At 59.8% G+C, this 25,377-nt stretch carries 21 protein-coding genes; 18 read left to right on the forward strand and 3 right to left on the reverse strand.

Annotated elements, in window-relative coordinates; all coding sequences use genetic code 11:
* The first annotated feature begins 28 nt into the window (after positions 1–28).
* The 17 genes from iscU to G5195_RS03995 all read left to right on the forward strand — a co-directional run bounded on the left by iscU (position 29) and on the right by G5195_RS03995 (position 16,386).
* Complete coding sequence (gene iscU, locus G5195_RS03915) at positions 29–412, forward strand: Fe-S cluster assembly scaffold IscU (RefSeq protein ID WP_005333813.1); 384 nt, start codon at positions 29–31, stop codon at positions 410–412.
* Positions 413–427: 15 nt separating this feature from the next.
* The gene (gene iscA / locus G5195_RS03920; RefSeq protein WP_005333812.1) at positions 428–751 is read left to right on the forward strand and encodes an iron-sulfur cluster assembly protein IscA; all 324 of its coding nucleotides are present in this window, start codon (positions 428–430) and stop codon (positions 749–751) included.
* Between the two features lie 118 nt (positions 752–869).
* A complete protein-coding gene (gene hscB, locus G5195_RS03925; RefSeq protein WP_005351031.1) occupies positions 870–1,388 on the forward strand; it encodes a co-chaperone HscB in 519 nt (172 codons plus the stop codon).
* A gap of 28 nt (positions 1,389–1,416) precedes the next feature.
* On the forward strand, positions 1,417–3,264 hold the full coding sequence (gene hscA / locus G5195_RS03930; RefSeq protein WP_270905964.1) for a Fe-S protein assembly chaperone HscA: 1,848 nt from the start codon (positions 1,417–1,419) through the stop codon (positions 3,262–3,264).
* Position 3,265: 1 nt separating this feature from the next.
* On the forward strand, positions 3,266–3,604 hold the full coding sequence (fdx, locus tag G5195_RS03935) for an ISC system 2Fe-2S type ferredoxin (RefSeq protein WP_005333808.1): 339 nt from the start codon (positions 3,266–3,268) through the stop codon (positions 3,602–3,604).
* A gap of 173 nt (positions 3,605–3,777) precedes the next feature.
* Positions 3,778–5,082: an aminopeptidase PepB gene (gene pepB, locus G5195_RS03940; RefSeq protein WP_421235870.1), complete on the forward strand. Its 1,305-nt coding sequence runs from the start codon at positions 3,778–3,780 to the stop codon at positions 5,080–5,082.
* Positions 5,079–6,362, forward strand: coding sequence for an aminopeptidase PepB (pepB, locus tag G5195_RS03945; protein ID WP_421235871.1), 1,284 nt, complete (start codon positions 5,079–5,081; stop codon positions 6,360–6,362). The genes pepB (G5195_RS03940) and pepB (G5195_RS03945) overlap by 4 nt, the downstream gene beginning before the upstream one ends.
* A gap of 267 nt (positions 6,363–6,629) precedes the next feature.
* Positions 6,630–7,058, forward strand: coding sequence for a nucleoside-diphosphate kinase (ndk, locus tag G5195_RS03950; protein ID WP_005333805.1), 429 nt, complete (start codon positions 6,630–6,632; stop codon positions 7,056–7,058).
* 167 nt (positions 7,059–7,225) lie between these two features.
* Positions 7,226–8,329 carry a bifunctional tRNA (adenosine(37)-C2)-methyltransferase TrmG/ribosomal RNA large subunit methyltransferase RlmN gene (locus G5195_RS03955; RefSeq protein WP_005344856.1) on the forward strand — a complete coding sequence of 368 codons (1,104 nt, stop codon included), beginning with the start codon at positions 7,226–7,228 and terminating at the stop codon, positions 8,327–8,329.
* A gap of 11 nt (positions 8,330–8,340) precedes the next feature.
* Positions 8,341–9,132, forward strand: coding sequence for a PilW family type IVa pilus biogenesis/stability lipoprotein TapF (gene tapF / locus G5195_RS03960; RefSeq protein WP_421235872.1), 792 nt, complete (start codon positions 8,341–8,343; stop codon positions 9,130–9,132).
* Positions 9,122–10,093, forward strand: a complete 972-nt coding sequence (gene rodZ, locus G5195_RS03965; protein WP_421221513.1) for a cytoskeleton protein RodZ — start codon at positions 9,122–9,124, stop codon at positions 10,091–10,093. The genes tapF and rodZ overlap by 11 nt, the downstream gene beginning before the upstream one ends.
* Before the next feature lie 10 nt (positions 10,094–10,103).
* Positions 10,104–11,219 (forward strand): flavodoxin-dependent (E)-4-hydroxy-3-methylbut-2-enyl-diphosphate synthase, encoded by a 1,116-nt coding sequence (gene ispG, locus G5195_RS03970; protein WP_005333801.1) that lies wholly within the window; start codon positions 10,104–10,106, stop codon positions 11,217–11,219.
* A gap of 138 nt (positions 11,220–11,357) precedes the next feature.
* Positions 11,358–12,635: a histidine--tRNA ligase gene (gene hisS / locus G5195_RS03975; protein ID WP_421221514.1), complete on the forward strand. Its 1,278-nt coding sequence runs from the start codon at positions 11,358–11,360 to the stop codon at positions 12,633–12,635.
* Between the two features lie 3 nt (positions 12,636–12,638).
* Positions 12,639–13,289, forward strand: coding sequence for a YfgM family protein (locus G5195_RS03980; RefSeq protein ID WP_021229680.1), 651 nt, complete (start codon positions 12,639–12,641; stop codon positions 13,287–13,289).
* On the forward strand, positions 13,282–14,466 hold the full coding sequence (gene bamB / locus G5195_RS03985; protein WP_421235873.1) for an outer membrane protein assembly factor BamB: 1,185 nt from the start codon (positions 13,282–13,284) through the stop codon (positions 14,464–14,466). The genes G5195_RS03980 and bamB overlap by 8 nt, the downstream gene beginning before the upstream one ends.
* 74 nt (positions 14,467–14,540) lie before the next feature.
* Positions 14,541–16,037 carry a ribosome biogenesis GTPase Der gene (gene der, locus G5195_RS03990; protein ID WP_421235874.1) on the forward strand — a complete coding sequence of 499 codons (1,497 nt, stop codon included), beginning with the start codon at positions 14,541–14,543 and terminating at the stop codon, positions 16,035–16,037.
* A 124-nt stretch (positions 16,038–16,161) separates the two neighbouring features.
* Positions 16,162–16,386 (forward strand): zinc ribbon domain-containing protein, encoded by a 225-nt coding sequence (locus G5195_RS03995; protein ID WP_227340752.1) that lies wholly within the window; start codon positions 16,162–16,164, stop codon positions 16,384–16,386.
* 372 nt (positions 16,387–16,758) lie between these two features.
* Here G5195_RS03995 and mltF read toward each other — a convergent pair whose 3' ends face one another.
* A complete protein-coding gene (gene mltF, locus G5195_RS04000) occupies positions 16,759–18,243 on the reverse strand; it encodes a membrane-bound lytic murein transglycosylase MltF (protein ID WP_266133867.1) in 1,485 nt (494 codons plus the stop codon).
* A 149-nt stretch (positions 18,244–18,392) separates the two neighbouring features.
* Here mltF and purL point away from each other — a divergent pair, with 149 nt between their 5' ends.
* Positions 18,393–22,316: a phosphoribosylformylglycinamidine synthase gene (gene purL / locus G5195_RS04005; protein ID WP_421235875.1), complete on the forward strand. Its 3,924-nt coding sequence runs from the start codon at positions 18,393–18,395 to the stop codon at positions 22,314–22,316.
* A 72-nt stretch (positions 22,317–22,388) separates the two neighbouring features.
* Here purL and G5195_RS04010 read toward each other — a convergent pair whose 3' ends face one another.
* Positions 22,389–23,930 carry an HD domain-containing phosphohydrolase gene (locus G5195_RS04010; protein WP_254203392.1) on the reverse strand — a complete coding sequence of 514 codons (1,542 nt, stop codon included), beginning with the start codon at positions 23,928–23,930 and terminating at the stop codon, positions 22,389–22,391.
* 16 nt (positions 23,931–23,946) lie between these two features.
* A complete protein-coding gene (locus tag G5195_RS04015; RefSeq protein WP_421204736.1) occupies positions 23,947–25,377 on the reverse strand; it encodes an HD domain-containing phosphohydrolase in 1,431 nt (476 codons plus the stop codon).

The raw sequence follows: 25,377 nt of genomic DNA on the forward strand, positions 1-25,377 counted from the left end.
TGAGCAACAGAATTAGCAGGAGTGAGATATGGCGTACAGTGAAAAAGTAATCGACCACTACGAGAATCCTCGCAACGTCGGTGGTTTCGACAAGAATGATCCCAGCGTTGCAACCGGCATGGTCGGTGCGCCCGCCTGTGGCGACGTGATGAAGCTGCAACTGAAGATCAGCGACGAAGGCATCATCGAAGATGCCAAGTTCAAGACCTACGGCTGCGGTTCCGCCATCGCCTCCAGCTCCCTGGTGACCGAATGGGTCAAGGGCAAGACCCTGGACGAAGCGGCTGGCATCAAGAACACAGATATCGCTGAAGAGTTGGCCCTGCCACCGGTGAAGATCCACTGCTCCATTCTGGCTGAGGACGCCATCAAGGCCGCCATCGCCGATTACAAGCAGAAGAAAGGTCTCTAAGCGCCGGAGAGCAGTATGGCTATTACCATGACAGATGCCGCCGCGGCACGGGTTTCCTCTTTTCTGGCTAACCGGGGCAAGGGCATTGGCCTGCGCCTCGGCGTCAAAACCACAGGCTGCTCCGGTCTTGCCTACGTGCTTGAGTTCGTTGATGAACTGACCGATGAGGATCAGGTGTTCGAGCAGCAGGGCGTCAAGATTATTGTTGATGCCAAGAGCCTGATCCATCTGGATGGCACCGAGCTGGATTTCGTCAAGGAGGGCCTCAACGAGGGCTTCCAGTTCAATAATCCCAACGCCAAAGGCGAGTGTGGTTGCGGCGAAAGCTTCAGTGTCTGAGATGTTTGACGTCAATGATCCTTCGTCTGTGGTTGAGCGGGTCGCCCATGACCCGTTCAACCACATCTCATTTGCCAGGGGCGAGTGAGGTTGTGGCGAACGTTTCCAAGAGGTTTGCATGAATCATTTCGAGCTGTTTGGGCTGGTTGAAGGCTTCGAGCTCGATACCCGTCAGTTGGCTGATACCTACCGCCAGCTGCAAACCCAATTCCATCCTGATCGTTTTGCCACCGCCCCCGAACGGGAGCAGCTGGCAGCGGTGCAACGTGCCGCCCAGATCAACGAAGCATTCACCACCCTCAAGGCGCCGCTGCGCCGTGCAGAATATCTGCTCTCCCTGCGTGGCACCGATATCCGTGGTGAACAGCAGACTCTGCAAGATACCGCGTTTCTGATGCAGCAGCTGGAGTGGCGCGAGCGTCTGGCCGATCTGAAAGATGACGCAGACCCTGAGCGCGCCATCAAGGATTTTCGCAGCGAGATCAGGCATGATCACCAGATGTTGATGCAGCAGCTGACCGAGTCTCTTGCCGCCGGCAGAGATCTCGTTGCCGCTGATTGCGTTCGCAAACTCAAGTTTGTCGACAAGCTCCTCGAAGAGCTGGAACGATTCGAAGACTCGCTTCTCGAGTCTTGATCCTTTAACGCTGGAAGTTTCATTACCCATGGCATTACTGCAAATCGCCGAACCCGGCCAGAGCGCTGTTCCTCATCAGCACAAACGTGCCGTCGGGATCGATCTCGGCACCACCAACTCTCTCGTCGCTGCGGTTCGCAGTGGTCACGCCGATACCCTTTGCGATGAGCAAGGGCGCGACCTGCTCCCGTCAGTGGTGCACTATCAAAGCGACGCCATTCGAGTCGGGATTGATGCCAAGCGCGAAGCGGCGCTCGATCCTCACAACACCATCGTCTCGGTCAAACGGATGATGGGCAAGGCGCTGGCCGATATCGATACCCGCCAGCAGCCTTACCAGTTTGTTGCCGCCGACAATGGCATGCCGCAACTGCAAACCCGTCAGGGGCTGGTCAATCCGGTGCAGGTCTCGGCCGAAATCCTCAAAAAGCTGGCCGAGCGTGGCGCCCAGACTCTCGGGGGCGATCTCGATGGCGTGGTCATTACCGTGCCCGCCTATTTCGATGATGCCCAGCGTCAGGGGACCAAGGATGCGGCCCGTCTGGCCGGTCTGCACGTACTGCGTCTGCTCAACGAGCCGACCGCGGCCGCGATTGCCTATGGCCTTGACTCCGGTCAGGAAGGGGTGATCGCGGTTTACGATCTGGGGGGCGGCACCTTCGATATCTCCATCCTGCGTCTGCACCGCGGTGTGTTTGAAGTGATGGCGACCGGCGGCGATTCCGCCCTCGGCGGTGATGATTTTGATCACCTGCTGGCGGACTGGATCAAGGAGCAAGCGGGCCTCTCCGGTGAGCTGGATGCCCATCTGCAGCGCGAGCTGCTGGATGTGGCCGCGGCCGTCAAGCACGGCCTCACCGATACCGACAGCGTTCCCTGCACCTTTGCCGGCTGGCAGGGTTCAGTGAGCCGCAGCCAGTTTGATGAACTCATCACCCCGCTGGTGAAACGGACCTTGCTGGCCTGTCGCCGCGCCCTGCGCGATGCGGGCCTTGAGCAGGTGGAAGTGCTGGAAGTGGTGATGGTCGGTGGCTCCACCCGGGTGCCGTTGGTGCGTGAACTGGTGGGCGAGTTCTTCCAGCGTACGCCGCTGACCAGCATCGATCCGGATAAAGTGGTCGCCATCGGCGCCGCCATCCAGGCCGATATTCTGGTGGGCAACAAGCCTGATGCCGAGATGCTGCTGCTGGACGTTATCCCCTTGTCGCTGGGTCTGGAGACCATGGGTGGCCTCGCCGAGAAAGTGATCCCGCGCAACACCACCATTCCGGTGGCCCGTGCCCAGGAGTTCACCACCTTCAAGGATGGTCAGACCGCCATGGCCATTCACGTGGTACAGGGTGAGCGCGAGTTGGTAGCCGATTGCCGCTCCCTGGCCCGCTTTACCCTGACCGGTATTCCGCCGATGGCAGCCGGCGCCGCCCATATTCGCGTCACCTTCCAGGTGGATGCGGATGGTCTGCTCTCGGTCAGCGCCATGGAGAAATCCTCCGGCGTGCAGGCCGAGATCCAGGTCAAGCCCTCTTACGGGCTGGCGGAGCAGGATATCCTCAACATGCTGAGTGCCTCCATCGAGAACGCCCAGCAGGATATGGATGCCCGCATGCTGGCCGAGCAGCAGGTTGAAGCCGACCGGGTGGTCGAGAGTCTCAATGCGGCGCTGGCCGCCGATGGCGATGCCCTGCTCAATGCTGCCGAGCGTGCCGAGATTGATGCCGCCATCGCCCATCTGCTGACCATGCGCAACAGCGGCGCAACCCATCAAATCAAAGAAGCCATTGAGGCAGCCGATGCTGTCAGTGGCGAGTTTGCAGCCCGCCGGATGGACGCCTCCATCCGCAAGGTGCTGACCGGACAAAACGTCAACAAGGTGTAATATGCCAAAACTGATCATTCTTCCTCATCCCGTACTCTGTCCGGATGGCGCCGCCCTCGAGGGGCAAAGCGGCGAGACCATTCTGGATGTGGCGCTGCGCAACGGTATCGAAATCGAGCACGCCTGCGAGAAATCCTGTGCCTGCACCACCTGCCACTGCGTGGTGCGCGAGGGCTTTGACTCGCTCGAGCCAAGTGACGAGCTGGAAGACGACATGCTGGACAAGGCGTGGGGGTTAGAGCCGGAATCGCGCCTCAGCTGCCAGGCAAAACTGGCGGACGAGGATCTGGTGGTGGAATTGCCCAAGTACACCCTGAACCTTGCCTCTGAACGCCATTAATTACACATGAGTGAATTGCACGTGCAGCATCCTGTGGTGCTTCAGTGATATGGTGGAAGGCCGTGACCCTCGGGGGCACGGCCTTTTTTGTATTCGTTATTCTCTCTTTGCCAATAAGCTCTTTCCCATAAAGAGTGCTTATACATAGTGCCAGTAAAAAGGAAGCAAACACGATGGCTGACATGATGAAGGTAGCGTTATCCACCCAGGCTGCGGCCGCCTGTTGGGGCGAGGGCGCCCAGCTCAGTTTCAATGGCGACGAGGCTCTGATCCATCTTGGTACCGCCGGTCAGGAGAAGGATATTCTGCGCACCGTTCAGCGCGCCGCCCGTCGCCTCGAATCGAGCGGGATCAAGCGGGTGACGCTGGCCGGTGAGGGGTGGGATCTGGAGCGTCGCTACGCGTTCGCCCAGGGGTTCTACGCCGCCAAGGGTGCGCGTGAACTGGATTTCGGCCAGCAGAGCGACGCGGAAGCCCGTGAACTGGATGCGCTGCTCAAGGCGGCTCGCTGGGTACGTGACATCACCAATGGCTGTCCGGAAGAGATCTACCCCATGAGTCTGGCGGAATCGGCCCTGTTGCTCATTCGTGGTATCGCCGGGGATCAGGTTATTGCCCGTATCACCGCCGGTGAAGCGCTGCGCGAGTCCGGCCATATCGGGATCTGGTCGGTTGGCCGTGGCAGCGAGCGCGAGCCTGTGCTGCTGGAGCTTGACTACAACCCGACCGGTGATCGCAATGCGCCCGTGGTGGCGGCGCTGGTGGGCAAGGGGATCACTTTCGATTCCGGTGGCTACTCCATGAAGTCCTCTGACAACATGCTGCCGATGAAGTCCGATATGGGCGGTGCCGCCATGGTGACCGGCGCGCTGGCGCTGGCTATCAGCCGCGGTCTGAACCAGCGGGTGAAGCTCATTCTCTGCTGCGCCGAGAACCTGGTCTCCGGCCACGCCTTCAAGCTGGGCGACATCCTCACTTACAAGAACGGGGTTTCGGTCGAGATCCAGAACACCGATGCGGAAGGTCGTCTGGTGCTGGCCGATGGCCTGATGGCGGCTTCCGACAGCGGTGCAGCTTATATCCTTGACGCTGCCACCCTGACCGGCGCCGCCAAGATGGCGCTGGGACGCGATTATAATGCGGTGTTTGCCCTCGATGAGACCGAACAGCAGCGTGCGCTGGCCGCCGCCAAGGTGGAAAACGAGCAGGCGTGGGCGCTGCCGCTGGAGCCCTGGCATGCCAGCCAGCTCACCTCGGCCTTTGCCGATCTGGGCAACGTCGCCTCGGCAGAAGGCACGGCCGGTGCCACCACGGCTGCTGCGTTTCTCTCCCGCTTCGTGCGCGATGAGGGCAAGGGCTGGGTGCACCTGGATCTGGCGGCTTCTTATCAGAAATCGGGCAACGATCTCTGGGCGACCGGCGCCAAGGGGCACGGTCTGCGCACCATCGCCCGCTGGCTGCAGGAGGTGACCGCATGAATGTCTGGTTAAGTCGTGAATTTGCACCGGCCGAGTGGGGGGAGGGGGCGCTGCTCTCTCACCGCGCCGACGGCATGGTGATCCATCTGGTGACGGCCAATCCGCTGCTCGATATCCAGCAGGCGGCCCGTCGCCTCTGCCAGCAGGGGATCCAGAAAGTGACCCTAGCTGGTCACTGGGAGCGTGAACAGCAGTGGGCTTTTGCCCAAGGGCTGCAAACCCCCAAGGCGGAGGTGCAACTGCAGTGGGCCATGTCCTCGGAAGAGGACAGAGAGGAGCTGGAAGCGCGTTGGCTCTGCGGCCGCTGGGTGCGCGAGATGACCAATGCCACCCCGGAGCAGTTGGGCCCGCTGGAGCTGGCGGTGGAAGCGGCCTCCTTTATTACCGAGCTGGCGCCGGACAAGGTGAGTCATCGCATTTTGAAAGGCGAAGCGCTGCAACAGGCGGGCTGGGTCGGCCTCTATCAGGTGGGCCGCGGCAGTGCGCGCGAACCGGTATTGCTGGAGCTCGACTTCAACCCGGGGCGTGACCCCAAGGCGCCGGTAGCGGCAGCGCTGGTGGGCAAGGGGATCACCTTTGACTCCGGCGGCTACTCCATGAAGAGCTCCGAGGGGATGCTCACCATGAAGTGCGACATGGGTGGTGCGGCGATTGTCACCGGTGCGCTGGCGCTGGCCATGCTGCGCGGGCTCGACAAGCGGGTGAAGCTGATCCTCTGCTGCGCCGAGAACCTGGTCTCCGGCCACGCCTACAAGCTGGGCGACATCCTCACCTACAAGAACGGCACCACGGTCGAGATTGTGAATACCGATGCCGAGGGACGGCTGGTGCTGGCCGACGGCCTGCAACTGGCGAGCGAGTCCGGTGCATCGCTGATCATCGATGCCGCGACCCTGACCGGCGCAGCCGTGATGGCGCTGGGTGCGCGCTACAATGCCCTGTTTGGCCTCGATAAAGGGCTGGTAAGCCGGGCCATGACCTATGCCGATGCCGAGCATGAGCCAGCCTGGCCGCTGCCGCTGGAGCCCTGGCACCGCCAGCAGTGCCCCTCCCATTACGCCGACACGGCCAACAGCCGTCCGGTGAAGGGGGGCGGGCCGGGTGGCGCCTCCAACGCGGCGGGTTTCCTCTCCCGTTTCGTTGCCAACGAAGGGATGGGCTGGTTGCATATCGATCTGGCCGCCTGCTTCAGTGACAACGGCGATGCCCTCTGGGCGCCGGGGGCCAATACCCTGGGGATGCGCACCATAGCGCGGGCCTTGCTGGCGGAAGCCAAATAGGCGAGACAAGGCACCTTCGGGTGCCTTTTTCATGCTGTTCGAATTGTGAACAAAAGATGGGGTTTTGGCGGCTTAAGGTAACTATCGTGCGCAAGCGCACATATTTTCCGGCTCTGCTCGGTCAAGATGAGTGTGGATGTTGATTGCAAGGGAGTGATGTTTAATAAAAAGTTGCTTGTTTGTGTGTTTTTCCGGTTTTTGTTTACGTATAATCGCCAGCGAACATGGATTCTAACAATAAAACTCTGTAGTTAAGGAAAGATATCAATGGCCATCGAACGTACCTTCTCTATCGTCAAACCGGATGCTGTCAGCAAGAACCTGATCGGTGCCATCTATAGCCGTTTCGAAAGTGCAGGCTTGAAAGTGGTGGCATCCAAAATGCTTCACATGAGCAGTGAACAGGCTGCCGGTTTCTATGCCGAGCATCAGGGCAAGCCTTTTTATGACAATCTGGTCAGCTTCATGACCTCTGGCCCTGTCATGGTGCAGGTGCTGGAAGGGGAAGACGCCATCCGTCGCAATCGCGAGATCATGGGCGCTACCAACCCGAAAGAGGCGCTGGCTGGTACCTTGCGTGCCTGTTATGCCGAGAGCATCGATCGCAACGCAGTGCATGGCTCCGATGCACCTGCATCCGCTGCCCGCGAAATTGCCTACTTCTTCTCTGACAACGAGATCTGCCCGCGCGGCTGATTTTTGTGGATGATGACCCAAGGGAGCCTCGGCTCCCTTTGTTGTTTTCGCTGTTTACGCAATATCCCTCTATTCTCCAGGTGGAAAGCCAGACCCATTATTTGTACAATGCCGCCCCCTGACGTCGTCAGCCAATAATTGATGAAGTGTTTGAACTGAGGCCATTGATGAGCGAAACAAAAATCAACCTGCTGGATCTTGATCGGGATGCCATGCGTGCCTTTTTCGTCGAACTGGGCGAGAAGCCATTCCGGGCAGATCAGGTCATGAAGTGGATCTATCACTTTGGGTGTGATGATTTCGATCAGATGACCAACGTCAACAAGGTGCTCAAAGAGCGCCTCAAGGCGATCGCCGAGATCAAGGCGCCCGAGATCAGCCGCGAGCAGCGCTCCGCGGATGGCACCATCAAGTGGGCTCTGCAGGTGGGCGATCAGGAGGTAGAGACCGTCTACATCCCGGAAGATGACCGCGCGACCCTCTGCGTCTCCTCTCAAGTTGGCTGTGCGCTGGAGTGCAAGTTCTGCTCCACGGCTCAACAAGGCTTCAACCGCAATCTGAAAGTCTCCGAGATCATCGGTCAGGTGTGGCGTGCGGCCCGCGTGGTCGGTGGCAAGCGTCCCATCACCAACGTGGTGATGATGGGGATGGGCGAGCCGCTGCTCAACCTCGCCAACGTGGTGCCCGCCATGCGTCTGATGATGGATGACTACGGCTTTGGCATCTCCAAGCGCCGGGTGACCATCTCCACCTCTGGCGTGGTACCTGCGCTGGACAAGCTGGGTGACCAGATCGACGTGGCGCTGGCTATCTCCCTGCACGCCCCGAACGACAAGTTGCGTTCAGAGATCATGCCGATTAACGACAAGTACAACATCGAGGAGTTCCTCGCCGGTGTCCGTCGTTACCTGGCCAAATCCAATGCCAACGGTGGTCGGGTGACCGTCGAATATGTGCTGCTCGATCATATCAATGACGATATGCAGCATGCTCACGAGCTGGCCAAGGTGCTCAAGGATACCCCGAGCAAGATCAACCTGATCCCGTTCAACCCCTTCCCGGGCAACCCTTATGGCAAGCCGAGCAATAGCCGTATCGATCGCTTCTCCAAGGTGCTGATGGAGTACGGTTTCACCGTGATTGTCCGCAAGACCCGTGGTGATGACATTGATGCCGCCTGTGGTCAGCTGGTGGGTGACGTGATTGACCGTACCAAGCGAACTATCAAAAATCGGATGCAACAGGATGGGATTTCCGTCAAAATGGTTTAAATGCTAAGCCATTGTATAGACAGGGAATGGATACACGTACATTGATCGTAGTGGCAGCGCTCTGCGCGCTGCCAGGCTGTGTGACCGAGACCACTTACGCTGGCCAGAACTCGACCCAGCGTGAAGTGGGTCCTGACCTCAAGGCGGCTGCCCAAACCCGCCTCGACCTGGGTATCCAGTACCTGCGTCAGGGCAATGCCGAGCAGGCCAAGTTCAATCTTGATCGCGCCCTCCAGTATGACCCCTCCAATCCTCAGGTGCAGATCGGTTTTGCCTACTTCTACCAGAGGGTGGGGGATTTCAAGGCGGCTGAAGAGCATTACAAGAACGCCCTTGCCATGGATCCGTCCAATGCTGACGCAATGAACAACTATGGCGCCTTCCTCTGTGATCGTGGCCGTTATGATGAGGCAGACAAGGCATTCAACCAGGCTGTTATTCAACCAGGCTATGTGAAGATTGCCGATACCTATGAAAATGCGGCACTTTGTGCCCTGCAAAATCGCAGAAATGATAAAGCAACCGAGTACTATCTCCTGGCCTTGGGGTATAATCCCCGCAATCCAGGGTTATTGCTGGACTTGGCCGAGCTTTCCATGAAAGATGGCAAGCTGCCTGATGTGCAGTCCTACCTCGCCCGTTTTGCCGATGTGTCAGACGAGAATGAGGAGAGTCTCTGGTTGAGACTCAGATTGGCACAGGCAATGGACAAGCCGGCATTACTTCACCAATTCGGGACTGAGCTGGTAAGGCAATATCCCACTTCGCAACAAGCCAAGCGTTATTTAGCCAATGACTATTGAACAGCCACACGATTTCCAACAAGACGACTCCCAGGCAGCAGGTCCAGGCCAGCTGCTGCGCAATGCCCGTGAACAGCTTGGCTGGACACGAGAACAGGTTGCGTCCCGCATTCACCTTCGTCTGACCCTGATCGCCGCCATCGAATCGGATACCTACGACAAACATACGTCCCATACCTTTATTCGGGGCTATCTGCGTACCTATGCCAAGTTGGTCGGGATCCCGGAAGAGACCATTCTGGCCGCTTACGACAAGCTGGGTCTGACTCCTCCCGACAATATCGACATGCAGAGCTTCTCCCGTCGCTCTCGCCAGCAAGCCAACGACAATCGGCTCAAGGTAGCCACCTGGCTGGTTATTCTGGTGTTGATTGCGCTCTCGGTCGCCTGGTGGTGGCAGAGTACTTCACGCCGCTCCGCCGGTGATGAAGCCCTGGCAGCCACCGAGATGAGTGCAACCGGTTCGACTCCGGCTGAACCGGCTATCACGCAGCCCGATGCGATCAACACCGCCCCGGTGGAAGGCGCTGCCATCGCACCGGCCGCCACGGACGTGGCTGCCCCTGCAGTGGTCTCCGATGCGACTGCTACCCTGGCGCCTGCTTCTGCGGCTGTTGCCCCGACCGATGTCAGCGCGGCTGTCGGCACTGCGACCGATGCTGCGGTATCCGGCGCCAATGGCACCGAATCTGAAGAGGCTGTCGTTGATCCGGCGACTGCGCCGCAACTGAAGATGAGCTTCACCGCCGATTGCTGGCTGGATGTGAAGGATGCCAACGGCAAGACCCTGTTCAGTGGTCTGAAGAAGGCCAACGACGAGCTGGTGCTGGAAGGCGCCGAGCCCCTGAAGTTCATCATTGGCGCGCCCATGGCCGTCAAGCTTGACTACAAGGGTCAGTCGTTTGATATGAGCCGTTACAACAACGGTCGTACAGCCCGCTTCTCACTGCCGCAGGAGTAATCTGTTTCCCATGTCTTCTCACGAATCACCCATCATTCGTCGTAAATCCAGACAGATCATGGTTGGTAATGTACCGGTTGGGGGCGATGCCCCCATTACCGTGCAGACCATGACCAACACCAAGACCACAGATGTCGCCGCCACCATCGAGCAGATCCAGCGGATCGAGCGGGTCGGCGCCGATATCGTCCGTGTCTCCGTGCCCACCATGGAAGCGGCGGAAGCCTTCCGGCTGATCAAGCAGCAGACCCGCATCCCCATCGTTGCCGATATCCACTTCGACTATCGCATCGCCCTGAAAGTGGCCGAGTACGGTGCCGACTGCCTGCGTATCAACCCGGGCAACATCGGCAATGAGCAGCGGGTGCGCTCGGTGGTCGATTGCGCGCGCGACCTCAATATCCCGATCCGTATCGGGGTCAATGGCGGGTCGCTGGAGAAAGATATCCAGGAGAAGTACGGCGAGCCGACCCCAGAAGCGCTGGTAGAGTCCGCCATGCGTCACGTGGACTATCTCGATCGCCTCGATTTCCAGGATTTCAAGGTGAGCGTCAAGGCTTCCGATGTGTTCCTGGCAGTCGGTGCCTATCGCCTGCTGGCCAAGCAGATTGAACAGCCGCTGCACCTTGGCATCACCGAAGCGGGCGGTTTCCGTGCCGGTGCGGTGAAGTCTGCCATCGGTCTGGGTATGCTGCTTACCGACGGCATCGGCGATACCCTGCGTATCTCGCTGGCGGCGGATCCTGTGGAGGAGGTGAAGGTCGGTTTCGATATCCTCAAATCCCTCCGTATTCGCTCCCGTGGCATCAACTTTATCGCTTGCCCATCCTGCTCACGGCAGGAGTTCGATGTGATCGCTACCGTCAATGCGCTGGAAGAGCGGCTCGAAGACATCATCACACCGATGGATGTTTCCATCATCGGTTGCGTGGTGAACGGCCCGGGTGAAGCGCTGGTCTCCGACCTTGGTCTGGCGGGTGCCGCCAACAAGAGTGCCTTCTATGAGGGGGGCCAGCGGGTCGATCGGCTCGACAACAAGGATCTCATTCCAACTCTGGAGCGCCGCATTCGCGCCCGCGCCGCCATGCTGGATCCCGCCAACCGGATCCCGATGGACAAGGAGTGAGCGAAACAGGGCCACATTGGGTGGCCCTTTTTCCAGGTGACTGATTTTAAATCCCGCATCCGGATTCCCTGATTTTACCTTGGGGGGGAAAATCCCTATAATGCGGCCAAATTTTACCTCTTTTTCTCGAGTATCAACGTGGCAAAACAGATCCAAGCTATTCGCGGTATGAATGATTGCCTGCCGGAGCAGAGCCCGGTATGGCAGAAGGTTGAACAGATCCTGCGCCAGGTCGTTGCCAGCTATGGCTACAGCGAAGTGCGCATGCCGATTGTCGAGCAGACTCATCTGTTTAAGCGCGCCATCGGTGAAGTGACCGACGTGGTCGAAAAAGAGATGTACACCTTTGAAGACCGTAACGGCGACAGCTTGAGCCTGCGTCCGGAAGGGACCGCCAGCTGCGTCCGTGCCGGTATCGAACACGGTCTGCTCTACAACCAGGAACGCCGGATGTGGTACATGGGCCCCATGTTCCGTCACGAGCGTCCCCAGAAGGGCCGTTACCGCCAGTTCCATCAGTTCGGTGTCGAGCTGTTTGGCATCAACGGGCCGGACATTGACGCCGAGCTGATCATGCTGACCCACCGCCTGTGGCGTCTGTTTGGCATCAGCGAGCATGTCACCCTGCAGCTCAACACCTTGGGTCAGAGCGCCGAGCGTGCCGCTTACCGCGATGCGCTGGTGGCCTATCTGGAGCAGTACAAGGAGCAGCTGGACGAAGAGAGCCAGCGCCGCATGTACAGCAACCCGCTGCGGGTGCTCGACTCCAAGGATGAAAAGGTGCAGGCCATTTTGGCGGGTGCCCCGCGTCTGTTCGACCATCTGGGCGAAGAGAGCCTGGCTCACTTCGAGGGGCTCAAGCGCCTGCTCGAGTCTGCCGGTATCAAATACGAAGTGAACGAGCGTCTGGTGCGTGGTCTTGACTACTACAACCTGACCGTGTTCGAGTGGGTCACCAGCAGTCTGGGTGCCCAGGGCACCGTCTGTGCCGGTGGCCGCTACGATGGTCTGGTAGAGCAGCTGGGCGGTCAACCGACCCCGGCCGTGGGCTTTGCCATGGGCATGGAGCGTCTGGTGCTGATGCTGGAGACCCTCGAGCTCAACGCCGATATCCGCCCGGCGGTGGATGTCTATCTGGCGATGGTGGGCGAGGGGACCGAAAAGGCTGGCTTCCAGCTGGCCGAGCGTCTGCGCGATGCCCTGCCGGACCTGCGCCTCATGAGCCACTGCGGTGGTGGCAACTTCAAGAAACAACTCAAACGTGCCGACAAGAGCGGCGCGGCAATCGCCCTGATCCTTGGCGAGACCGAGGTGCAAAACGGGGAGATCACTATCAAATATCTGCGTGGTCAGGCCGAGCAACAGACCGTCAAGGTTGACGCCGCCATTGCCCTGCTGGCAGCCAAAGGAGAGTAAGCTGTGGAAGTCTATACCACCGAAGAACAACAGGTTGAGGTTATCAAGGAGTGGTGGAAAGAGAACGGAACCTCGGTGATTGCCGGGACCGTGATCGGTCTGGTCGGTCTGTTCGGCTGGCGCTATTACAACCAGCACCAGCAAGAGACCATGGAGGCCTCCTCCCACTCTTACAACCAGGTGATTGAGCAGCTTGCCAAGGGCGATGCCGCCGGTTTCGAGCAGGCACAGCAGTTTGTCACCGCCAACAAGGGTGACTCCTACGGTGAACTGGCCGCGTTGCAACTGGCTGCCGCTGCCGTCAAGGCGGGCAAGCTGGATCTGGCTGCCGAGCAGTTGGAGCTGGTGGCGACTACGGGTGACGAGAGCATTCGTCCCATCGCGGCGCTGCGTCTGGCCCGTGTGCTGAATGATCAGGGCAAGGCAGATGAAGCGCTGGCCAAGCTGGCGACCATCCAGAATGAGGCCTTCAAGGCGCAGGTAGCCGAAGCCCGTGGTGATGTGCTGCAAAAGCAGGGCAAGACCGAAGAGGCTCGTGATGCCTATCAGGCAGCGGCCGATGCCGGCGGCCTGCAGGGTAGCGCCGAGCTCAAGCTGAAAATGGACGATCTGGCCCTGCCGGCCGTTGCGACTGGTGAGGCACCGGATGCGTAATCTATTCAAGATGGTGGCGCTGGGGGCTGCGGTCTCCTTCGCTCTGCAGGGGTGCTCCCTGTTCAGTTCCGAAGAGGATCTCAACCCGATGGCGCCGCTGCCCAAGGTTGAATCTGCCTTCACTGCCGACACCGCATGGTCATCCACTGTGGGTGATGGCATCGGTGACTTTTACTCCCAGCTCAAGCCGGTGGTGGAAGAGGATCGCATCTACGCGGCGGCCCGCGATGGCGATGTGACCGCCTTTGACCGCGAAAGCGGCAAGGAGCTGTGGAGCGTGGATCTGGCTGACTTGCCGATCAACGCCGACAAGCGCAGTGCTCGCCTCTCCGGTGGTCTGGTCTCCCGTTACGGCAAGCTGTTCCTCGGCTCCGAGAACGGGGTGGTCTACGCCCTGAACGAAGAGAATGGCGAAGTGCTGTGGCAGACCAATGTGCCCGGCGAAGTGGTGGCAAGCCCTGCGGTGGAAGATGGCCGCGTGGTGGTGTTGACCACCTCCGGTCGCCTGATCGCCCTCGACACTGATGAAGGCAAGATGCAGTGGTCGCTCTCCGAAGAGCAGCCGCCGCTGACCCTGCGCAGTGCCGGTGCACCGGTGATCACCAACGGCGCCGTGATTTACGGTCGTGCCGATGGCAAGGTGGGCATCGCCCTGCTGAGCAATGGCCAGCCGGTGCGCCAGTCCAAGGTGGCTGATCCGCGCGGTGCCACCGAGCTGGACCGTATGGTTGACGTCGATGCCAGCCCGCTGATTGCCGGTGATGAGCTCTACGCCATCGCCTACAACGGTCAGCTGATGGCGCGCAAGCTGATGACCGGCGATGAAGTGTGGAAGCGCAAGTATTCCGGCTATCGCGATCTGGCGATGACCGGCAATGCCATCGTGCTGACCGACAGCCGCAGCCATCTGTTTGCCATCGACCGTCGCAACGGTCTGGAGCTGTGGTCCAACACCCAGCTGGAAAATCGTACCGTCACTGCACCAGTTATCTTCGGTGACTACGTGGTGGTGGGTGATGTGGAAGGATACCTGTATTGGCTTGATCGTACCGACGGTACCATCAAGGCGATGCAGCAGCTCGATAGCAGTGGTCTCTATGCCGCCCCGCTGGTGGATGGCGAGACCCTGTATGTGCAGAGCCGTGACGGCAAGTTGTACGCTTTGCAGCGTCCCTGATCGCCCGTCAATCTGAATATCCGGCTCCTGGTCTTCGGACCCGGAGCCTTTGTCGTCTTGAGAATGAGGCTTTTATGACTCCTGTAGTAGCCCTGGTGGGCCGCCCCAACGTGGGGAAATCCACCCTTTTTAACCGCTTGACCCGTACTCGGGATGCCCTGGTTGCCGATTTTCCCGGTCTGACCCGGGACCGTAAATACGGTCAGGCGAAGTTGGGCGAGCTGGAATTTATCGTGGTCGATACCGGCGGTATCGATGGCACCGAAGAGGGGATCGAGCTGAAGATGGCCGAGCAATCTCTGCTGGCCATCGAAGAAGCGGACGTCGTGCTGTTCATGGTGGATGCCCGTGCCGGTCTGACCGCGGCGGATCAAGCCATTGCCGAGCACCTGCGCAAGGCCCACAAGAAGGTATTTCTGGTGGCCAACAAGACCGACGGTATCGACGGTGATTCCGCGGTCTCCGAGTTCTACGGTCTGGCGCTGGGCGAGGTCTACCAGATCGCGGCCGCCCACGGTCGTGGCGTGCTGAGCCTGCTGGAACTGGCCCTGGCTCCCCATCTGGAGACCCTGGTCGACTCCGCTACCGATGAAGATGCGCAGGATGAGGAAGAGGAGGACTTCGACGAAGAAGCCCTGCTGCGCATGGTGGCTGCCGGTGAACTCGATACCAAAGAGGACACCAAGGAGACCCCGTTCGCCGACCTGCCCATCAAGTTCGCCATCGTTGGTCGTCCCAACGTCGGTAAATCTACCCTGACCAACCGTATGCTGGGTGAAGATCGGGTCATCGTCTATGACATGCCCGGCACCACCCGTGACTCCGTTTACATTCCAATGGAACGTGACGAGCAGAAGTATGTGGTTATCGACACCGCCGGTGTGCGTCGTCGTGGCAAGGTGCACGAGACGGTGGAGAAGTTCTCCGTTATCAAGACCCTGAAAGCCATCGAAGATGCCAACGTCTGCCTGCTGGTGATCGACGCCCAGGAGACCATCACCGATCAGGACTTGAGCATCCTTGGCTATGTGCTCCACGCCGGTCGCTCCGTGGTGCTGGTGGTGAACAAGTGGGATGGTCTGGATCAGAAGGTGAAAGAGGATGTGAAGAACGAGCTGGATCGTCGCTTGGGCTTCATCGATTTCGCTCGCGTCCACTTCATCTCCGCCCTGCACGGCAGCGGTGTCGGCCATCTGTTTGAATCCATTCAGGAGGCTTACCAGTCCGCCACCCGCCGCACCAGCACGGCGATGCTGACCCGCATTATGCAGATGGCGCAGGAAGATCACCAGCCGCCGATGGTCAATGGTCGCCGCGTCAAACTCAAGTATGCTCACGCCGGTGGCTACAACCCGCCGCGCATCGTGATCCACGGCAACCAGCTCAATGACTTGCCGGATTCCTACAAGCGCTACCTCATCAACTACTTCCGCAAGTCGCTGAAGATCATGGGGACGCCGGTCCGGGTCGAGTTCCAGGAGTCGGTCAACCCGTTTGAAGGGAAGAAGAACACCATGACCCTGAGTCAGGAACGTCAGCGCAAACGGCTGCTGAAAATGAAGAAGAAATAAGCCCTGGCGGCTGCCCTCACCGGCAGCCGCTCTGTTATTCCCCCTGCAGTGGCGTAATGTCTGGCGGGGAGGGGAACCCGCCATGGGCAAGCCTATCGCAGGTTCACTTTATGAGGAGTCGACTATGGAAGCTCTGCTTTGTCCATCATGCCAGGCTGAACTGGATACCCGCAGCAAGGAGCAAACCTGTGGTCAGTGCCAGGCCATTGTGCGGGTCACCGCGCTCTGTCCCACCTGCCATATGGAGCTGGAGCGGCTCAAGGCGTGTGGTGCGGTGGATTACTTCTGCAACCACTGCAACTCGCTGATCTCCAAGCGGACGGTACAGTTCAAGGCTGAGCTGGTTTAAGACGATATTCAGGTGAGAAAGAAGATAAAAAACCCGGCGAATGCCGGGTTTATGCTGTGTGCTCTGCAATAAGCAGGGTATAGGATCGATTTCTGCGCCACAGGTTGCGCTTGATGTCATTAAGCTTGAGTTTGCGTCTGGGGCTCCAGCTGCACTTCGCTTTTCTGACCAGACTGATTTTTCTACGTTTTTGCATCTTGGTCTCCTCCCAACTCAGGTGGCCGTCCCGGCCTTGGGTCATTGATGGAGCCCATCCGAAATTGCTGTTATTTAATCTCTCAACATAATGAAAACAATGCGATTTCGGATAGGCTCCGATGTGAATCGATGGTAACAGAGAAGTTTGTGTGAAGACAGCCGAATAATGGCTGGTTAGCGCATGGTGATCTGATTGACCACTTCGGCGATGATAGTCGGGCGCTCGGCGATCTCCGGCTCGCTGTCGTTGTCGAGACTCTCCCGCTGGTGGGCCTTCTGTTGCTCGTTATCGAGCCAGAGCAGGCTCTGGTAGTACTGACGCACGTTGTTGACATAGTTGCGAGCTTCGCTGCCGCGGGCATAACCGTAGCGCACCTTGCGATGCCAGCGTGCTTGCTGCAGCAGAGGCAGCACATCCTTGACGTCGCTCCAGGCGTCGGGATTCTTGCCGAGCTCTTTGGTCAGGCGGCGGGCATCCATCATGTGGCCGTAACCGATGTTGTAGGCGGTGAGGGCAAACCACACCTTCTCGTCATCGGGCACCGAATCCGGCACCTTCTCCATCATCTGTTGCAGATAGAGGGAGCCACCCTTAATGCTCTCTTCCGGATGAAGCCGGTTGTTGACCCCCATCGCCTTAGCGGTGGGCTCGGTCAGCATCATCATGCCGCGCACGCCGGTGTAGGAGCGGGCCTGCGGGTCCCAGTGGGACTCCTGATAGCTGATGGCGGCGAGCAGACGCCAGTCGATATTCTTGGCGTGAGTCTGGAACAGCGGCTGGTACTTGGGCAGCAGACTCTTGGCGCGCTTGAGGAAGGTGCGGGTATCGACAAAGTCGAAGTTCTGCACGTGGCCGAAGTACTTCTCGTCCAGCTTTGCGATGGCACCATCCATAAATCGCTGACCGAAAAAGTCGATGACGCTGGCGTAGAGGCTGTCATCGGGCAGCTTGCTCATGGCCCAGGCAACAGTCTGCTTCTGGGCCAGGGTCAGCCCTTCGGTGAGCTCGGGGTAGTAGCGCTGACTGCGTGCCAGTACGGTATCCTGCACCACCGTGTAGTCAATCTTGCCATCCACCACCTGCTTGAGCAGCTCCTCCACATCGGCGTTGTGGCTGGTGCTCCAGGCTAGTTTCGGATTCTCTTTGCTCATCTCTTTGAGTAGGTCTTCCCCGGTGGAGCCTGCGGCCACCATCAGCTTGCCTTTTATGTCGTTCAACGAGGCCGGCTTGGGCTTGCCGTTACGGTAGACCAGCTTGGGGGAGACCTGGTAGAAGCCCGGACCGAAGCGAAACAGCTCGCGACGTTCCGGTGTGACCATGATGGCGGCTGCCGCCAGATCGACTTTGCCCTTTTTCAGCAGTGTAACCAGTTCGTCAGTGGTGTTGACCGGGATGATGGTGAGTGTCACCCCCAGCCAGTCGGCATAATTTTGTGCCAGCTCGTAATCGAACCCCTGGGCGAGGTCGTCACGCTGGTAATAAGAGGTGGGACCATAGATGGTGCCAACCCGGATCTCGCCTCGCTGGCGGATCTGCTCCAGCTGGCTGGAGGGGCTATAGAAGTCGCAGCCAACCAGCGTCAGCGTCAACAACAGCCCGATAAACAGTCGAAAAATGCAGCGCAAGTAGGTGAGTACCTTTGTTGAAAAAATCGGCATTTGTCAAAAAAGAGGCACCTTTATACCAGAGAGTGTGCGCAGAGTCACACTGCTCGAAGTGAGAAAAACGTTTGTCCGCTGTGAGCCAGATCCCTATAATACGCGCGTCTCAATTCCCCCCCACTTTAAAACTTGGTGAGAAAGGTCATATGGATATCTTGCGTGGTGCCCCAGCACTGTCTGATTTTCGTGTCCAAAAACTGCTGCAACGCTTCGCACAGATGAGAAACGAGAGTGGAGTAGAGAGCGGAGTAGAGATAGAGGATGTCTATGCCGAGTATGTGCACTTTGCCGAGCTGACAAGCCCCCTCTCTCCCCCCGAGCGAGCGACCTTGGGCCAGCTCTTGCGCTATGGCCCGACCATCCCCGAACACACCCCCAGCGGTCAGCTGTTTCTTGTTACCCCCCGCCCCGGCACTATCTCCCCCTGGTCTTCCAAAGCAACCGACATCGCCCACAACTGCGGCCTGAAACAGGTCAAGCGGCTGGAGCGTGGTATTGCCTATTACCTGACCATCAAGGGGCAGGGTGAGCTGAGCGCCGCCCAGCGTGCCGATGTGGCGGCCGTGCTGCACGATCGCATGATGGAGACGGTGTTTGCCGACATGGAAGCGGCGAGCGCTCTGTTTGCCCACCACGAACCGCGCCCCTTCACCCAGGTCGATGTGCTGGGCGGTGGCCGCGCAGCCTTGGCAGAGGCCAACGTGGCGCTGGGTCTGGCGCTGGCCGACGACGAAATTGACTATCTGGTGGAGAATTTCACCAGGCTGGGTCGCAACCCCAACGACATCGAGCTCTACATGTTTGCCCAGGCAAACTCCGAGCACTGTCGCCACAAGATCTTCAACGCCGACTGGACCATCGATGGTGAGCAGCAGCCCAAGTCGCTGTTCAAGATGATCAAGAACACCTTCGAGCAGACGCCGGATCATGTCCTCTCTGCTTATAAAGACAACGCCGCCGTGATGGAAGGGAGCCAGGGTGGCCGCTTCTTCCCGAGCCCGGCCAGCGGCGAGTACCAGTATCATCAGGAGCAAGTCGACATCCTGATGAAGGTGGAGACCCACAACCACCCGACCGCCATCTCCCCCTTCCCGGGGGCAGCCACCGGCTCAGGCGGCGAGATCCGCGACGAGGGTGCCACCGGTCGCGGTGCCAAGCCCAAGGCGGGTCTGGTCGGTTTCTCCGTCTCCAACCTGCGCATCCCCGGCTTTGAGCAGCCCTGGGAGCAGGATTTTGGCAAGCCGAGCCGCATCGTCAGCGCGTTTGACATCATGCAGGAGGGGCCGCTCGGCGGCGCCGCCTTCAACAACGAGTTCGGCCGTCCGGCCATTCTCGGTTACTTCCGTACCTTCGAAGAGGAGGTGCCGGGCCACAACGGCGTCGAGGTACGTGGCTACCACAAACCCATCATGCTGGCGGGCGGTATCGGCAATATCCGCTCCGAGCACGTCCAGAAAGGGGAGATCCCGGTCGGGGCGGCCCTCATCGTGCTGGGTGGCCCGGCGATGAACATCGGTCTGGGCGGCGGCGCAGCTTCCTCCATGGCTTCCGGCCAGTCGGCCGAAGATCTCGATTTTGCCTCGGTGCAACGTGACAACCCCGAGATGGAGCGCCGCTGTCAGGAGGTGATTGACCGCTGCTGGCAACTGGGGGACGACAACCCCATCGTCTTCATCCACGACGTGGGGGCGGGCGGTCTCTCCAACGCCATGCCGGAGTTGGTCAACGACGGTGAGCGCGGTGGCCGTTTCGATTTGCGCGCCATCCCGAACGACGAGCCAGGCATGAGCCCGCTGGAGATCTGGTGCAACGAATCCCAGGAGCGTTACGTGCTGGCGGTAGCGCAGGACAAGCTGCCGTTCTTCAAGGCGCTGTGCGAGCGTGAGCGCGCCCCCTATGCCGTCATCGGTACCGCGACCGAAGAGAAGCATCTGACCCTCTCTGACAGCCACTTTGACAATCAGCCCATCGATCTGCCGCTGGACGTGCTGCTCGGCAAGGCGCCCAAGATGCACCGTGACGTGGTGACTCTGCCTGCACAAGGCAAAGCGCTCCAGCTCGATGGCATCACTTTGAGTGACGCGGCCGAGCGGGTACTGCGCCTGCCGACCGTGGCGGAGAAGTCCTTCCTTATCACCATCGGCGATCGCAGCGTGACCGGTCTGGTCAATCGCGACCAGATGGTTGGCCCCTGGCAGATCCCGGTGGCCGATTGCGCCGTCACCGCTGCCACCTACGACAGCTATCACGGCGAAGCTATGTCGATGGGCGAGCGTACCCCGGTGGCGCTGCTCTCCCACGCCGCCTCCGCTCGTATGGCGGTGGCGGAAGCGCTCACCAACCTGGCGCCGGCTCATATCGGGTCGCTGAAGCGGGTCAAGCTCTCCGCCAACTGGATGGCCGCTGCCGGTCATCCGGGTGAAGATGCCGGTCTCTATGAGGCGGTCAAAGCGGTAGGTGAGGAGCTCTGCCCGGCCTTGGGCATCACCATTCCGGTGGGCAAGGACTCCATGTCCATGAAGACCCGATGGCAGCAGGATGGCAAGGAGCACAGCGTCACTTCGCCGCTCTCCCTGCTCATCTCGGCATTTGCCCGGGTCGAGGATGTGCGCAACACAGTCACGCCGCAGCTGCGTACCGATCTCGGTGAGACCGACCTTATCCTCATCGACCTTGGCAATGGCAAGCAGCGCCTCGGTGCCTCCGCACTGGCACAGGTCTATCGCCAGCTGGGTGACAAGGCGCCGGATCTCGACAACCCGGTCCAGCTCAAGGGCTTCTTCAACGCCATTCAGGCATTGGTGGCCGATCGCAAGCTGATCGCCTATCACGACCGTTCTGACGGCGGCCTGTTCGTGACCCTGACCGAGATGGCGTTTGCCGGTCACTGCGGTCTCGACATCCAGCTCGATCGCATCGGTGGAGAGCTGCTGCCTGCGCTGTTTAACGAGGAGCTGGGCGCCGTCATTCAGGTGCGCCGCGAAGATAAAGAGGCGGTGATGACCCTGCTGGCTGGTCACGGTCTGGCGGCTTGCTCTCACGTGCTCGGCACGGTGCGTGAGGGGGATCTCATCACCCTGCAACGGGCCGGTCAGGAGGTCTATCGCGCCAGCCGCACTGCCCTGCGCACCATCTGGGGCGAGACCAGCTGGCAGATGCAGCGCCTGCGCGACAACCCCGAGTGCGCGGATCAGGAGCATGCTGCTCGTCAGGACGCCACCGATCCGGGCCTGCAGGCCAAGCTCAGCTTCAACCCGGCCGAAGATGTGGCCGCACCTTACATTGCCCGTGGGGTCTCCCCCCGTCTGGCGGTGCTGCGCGAGCAGGGAGTCAACTCCCATGTGGAGATGGCGGCGGCGTTCGATCGTGCCGGTTTCGCGGCGGTCGATGTCCATATGAGCGACATTCTCTCCGGTCGCATCAAGCTGGAAGAGTTCCAGACCCTGGTGGCCTGTGGCGGTTTCTCCTACGGTGACGTGCTGGGGGCGGGGGAAGGCTGGGCCAAGTCCATCCTGTTCAATGACAACGCCCGCGAGCAGTTCCAGCGCTTCTTCGAGCGTGGCGATACCCTCTCTCTGGGTGTCTGCAACGGTTGCCAGATGATGTCCAACTTGCGGGATCTCATCCCGGGTGCCGATCTCTGGCCGCGCTTTGTGCGCAACCGCTCCGAGCGCTTCGAAGCGCGCTTCAGCCTGGTTGAGGTGCAGGAGTCCCCGTCGGCCTTCTTCGCCGGCATGGCGGGTTCCGTGATGCCCATTGCCGTCTCCCATGGGGAAGGACGGGTGGAGGTGCGCGATGCCGCTCACCTGAGCGCGTTGCAGGCCAGCGGTCTGGTAGGGCTGCGCTTTGTCGACAACCGCGGCAGTGTGACCTCGCGTTACCCGGCCAACCCGAATGGCTCGCCGGATGGTATCACCGCCGTGACCACCACCGATGGTCGCGCCACCATCATGATGCCGCACCCGGAGCGGGTGTTCCGCACCGTGGCCAACTCCTGGCACCCCGACAACTGGGGTGAGGACGGCGCCTGGATGCGGATGTTCCGCAACGCCCGGGTTCGTCTGGGTTAATCGCGACTGCGCCAGCGCATAAAAACAGAAACCGGCCAAATTTGGCCGGTTTTTCAATATGGGCTCTGTCGATCAGGTTTGGCCGTGGCCAAGTTCATGAGGGGTAAACTCTCCCCGATCCAGAATACGCAGACAGGCATCGACCACGGCTTCATCCAGCTGGACTCCCCGCATGGCCATGATATGGGTTCGGGCCTGCGCAATCCCCAGGGCAGCACGGTAGGGACGATCCGATGACATGGACTCCACTATATCGGCGACCGTGAGAATGCGCGCTTCCAGCAGGATCTGCTCGCCTTTTAACCCTGATGGATAGCCGGAACCGTCGAGATACTCGTGGTGCTGGTGGATCATCCGGGCTATGGGCCAGGGCAGGGCGATATCCTTGAGCACCAGATAACCCGCTGTCGGATGCTCCTTGACCAGATTGAACTCCTGGGGGGTCAGTTTGCCCGGTTTGGTGAGGATCTCGACAGGGACCTGGATTTTGCCGATATCGTGCACCATGGCGCCCAGATAGAGACCGCGTAGCGGTTTATCACCCAACCCCAGTTCTCGGCCGATGGCCAGCGCCAGGGTAGCGACATGCTTCTGGTGTCCGGCGGTGTAGGGATCGCGTTGTTCCAGCACGGCAGCGATGGCTCCCAGCGCATCCTCCAGGGCCAGCTCCAGTTGGCGGGCATGCATGGCTTTTTCACGCTGGGCGGCAAGATAGGCCTGCTGGGTTCGACGTGCCTGCAGGCCATAGGTCAGGTAGTCGGCCAGTCCGTTGAAGAGATGCACCTCCTCATCGGTGAAGGCTCTGGCCTGCGTGCTGTGAATAAGCAGTCCGCCTGGCACAGTGGCTTGCCACTGCAATGGCAGCAGCAGCCGTCCCCTCAGGGTGGCGGAGTGGTGGACCAGTTCGGTGCCAAGTGCTTCGTTGCGCATCTCGCCTGAACTGATTGCACTGATCAGGGCTGCGTCCCGGGTGAGCCAGTTATCGCTGGCAAACCAGACGGCCTGACCTGCCTGCGCCAGGATCTGTACTCTGTTCTGATCAGCGGTCTGCAGTACGGTCACCAGGGGAAAACGGCCATCGAAAGTGATGGCATCACAGATCTCCTGCAGTAGTGTCTGTTCATCCCCCTGCTTGAGCATGGCATGGTGGGCGCGGGTTATTGCTTCCAGCGTCCAGGTATATTGCTGGAGACGCTCCTGCTGCTGTTTCTGGTCGGTGATATCTTCGAAAAAGACAGCGACACCGATCACCTTGCCCAGCTCATCGTACAGGGGAAACTTGGTGGTACTGAGCCAGCGGTCTTCACCCCCTTTCAGATAGGGTTCTTCGTGATGCCGGGTTGTGCCGCTGGCCATGACCTGGAGATCGTCATCCCGGTAGCGTTGGGCCAGCTCGGCCGGGAAAAAATCGGCATCGCACTTGCCAACCAGTTCGGCCGGGGTGAGGGCCAGATCGTCGGCCAGCAGTCGGTTGCAGGCGATGAAGTGTGAACGGGTATCTTTCAACAGGACGCGATAGGGCAGCTGTTCCATCACCTGATGGAGCAGGGCTGCGGTGGGGTGAGAGCTGACGCCCGGTGGCTGAATGGATGGCGGTAGATCTTTTAACATCATCTTGGTGCAACCAGAGTCAGGTGGTAGTAAAGCGGTAGCCCGCTTGCCAGACGGCGAAACAGGCATCGACCACCTGTTCGTCGTAATGCACACCGGCATAGCGCGTCAGCTCGGCGAACGCATCGGTGAGAGAGAGGGCGCGCCGGAACGGACGGTGGGCCGTCATGGCGGCCAGGGAGTCGGCGACCCGTATAATCCTCGCCTCCAGCGAGATCGCATCCCCCTGTAGCCCTTGTGGGTAGCCGCTACCATCGAGATTTTCATGGTGCTGCATCACTATGGTGGTGATGGGCCAGGGGAAGTCAATCTGTTGCAGGATCTCGCGGCCAGTGTCCGGATGCTGTTTGATCAGTTCGAACTCAACCGGCCTCAGTTCCCGCGGGCGTGTGAGGATCTCCGCCGGGATCTGCAGCAGGCCGATGTTATGCACCATGGCCGCAAGACCCAATCCATCCAGCTGCTCTTGCGGCAGTTGCAGCTGTTGACCTATAGCCAGCGCGAGATCATGCACGCGCCGTTCGTGTCCTGCCGTGACCGGATCTTTGTGGGCAATCGCGGAGGAGAGGGCCGCGATGGTCTGAAACAGCAGGGTGCGCTGGCGCTGCTCGCTTTCCTTGATATGGGTGATGTCGACCAGTGCCCCTATGATTCCGGCCACCTCGCCCTGATGGTCATAGAAGAGATCCTTGAAGTTGAGCACCTGGTAGCGGTGGCCGCTGCGATCAAACAGCGTGTGTTCAAAATATTGCGGCTGCCTGCTGCGCAGCACCTCCATGTCCCTTTGGGTATATTCGTCCGCCATCTCCGGGGGCAGGATTTCGTCCACCCGCTTCCCCTGCAGCTCGGCCTTGCTGATCCCGGTGACTTGGGTAAAGGCCGGGTTGCAGCTGAGAAAGCGCCCTTCGACATCCTTGTAGAACACCGGGATGGGAATGGCCTTGAGCAGGGATTCGTTGAGGCGCTGCATGTCGACCAGCTCGGCTTGCTGGCGCCTGGCGAGCTGTTCGCTGTCCTTGCACAACTGGATGGCGCGCGCCAGATTACCGAGCACCGGGCTGAACAGATGGCAGACCGGCACTGTGTGCTGCTGGGGTTGGGGGGCCAGCAGCAAGATGAGATATCCCCCGTCAACCCTGAGCCGATAGGCAAAGTGGTACGGTCGGCCACCGGGGAGAGGCAAGGTCGTTTGCAGCGCACATTGGTCACCTTCAACAATCCAGGCAGGCAAGGAGAGCAGCGAGCCACTGTGTCGGGATAGCTGATCATCACCAATGACCTTGAGCAGCTCATATCCTTCCCGTTGCTGCTGCAATACCACACCAACCGGTGTGGCACAGTGAAACATAAAGCGCTGCACCACCTTGGTGAGCAGGGCATCGAGTGTGACCTCCCGACCGATGCAGAGGGCGAGATCGCAGACAATGGCCATGGCGTGATCGTTATTCAT

This window comes from Aeromonas sp. 601039, assembly GCF_049174415.1.
Classification (GTDB): domain Bacteria; phylum Pseudomonadota; class Gammaproteobacteria; order Enterobacterales; family Aeromonadaceae; genus Aeromonas; species Aeromonas veronii_A.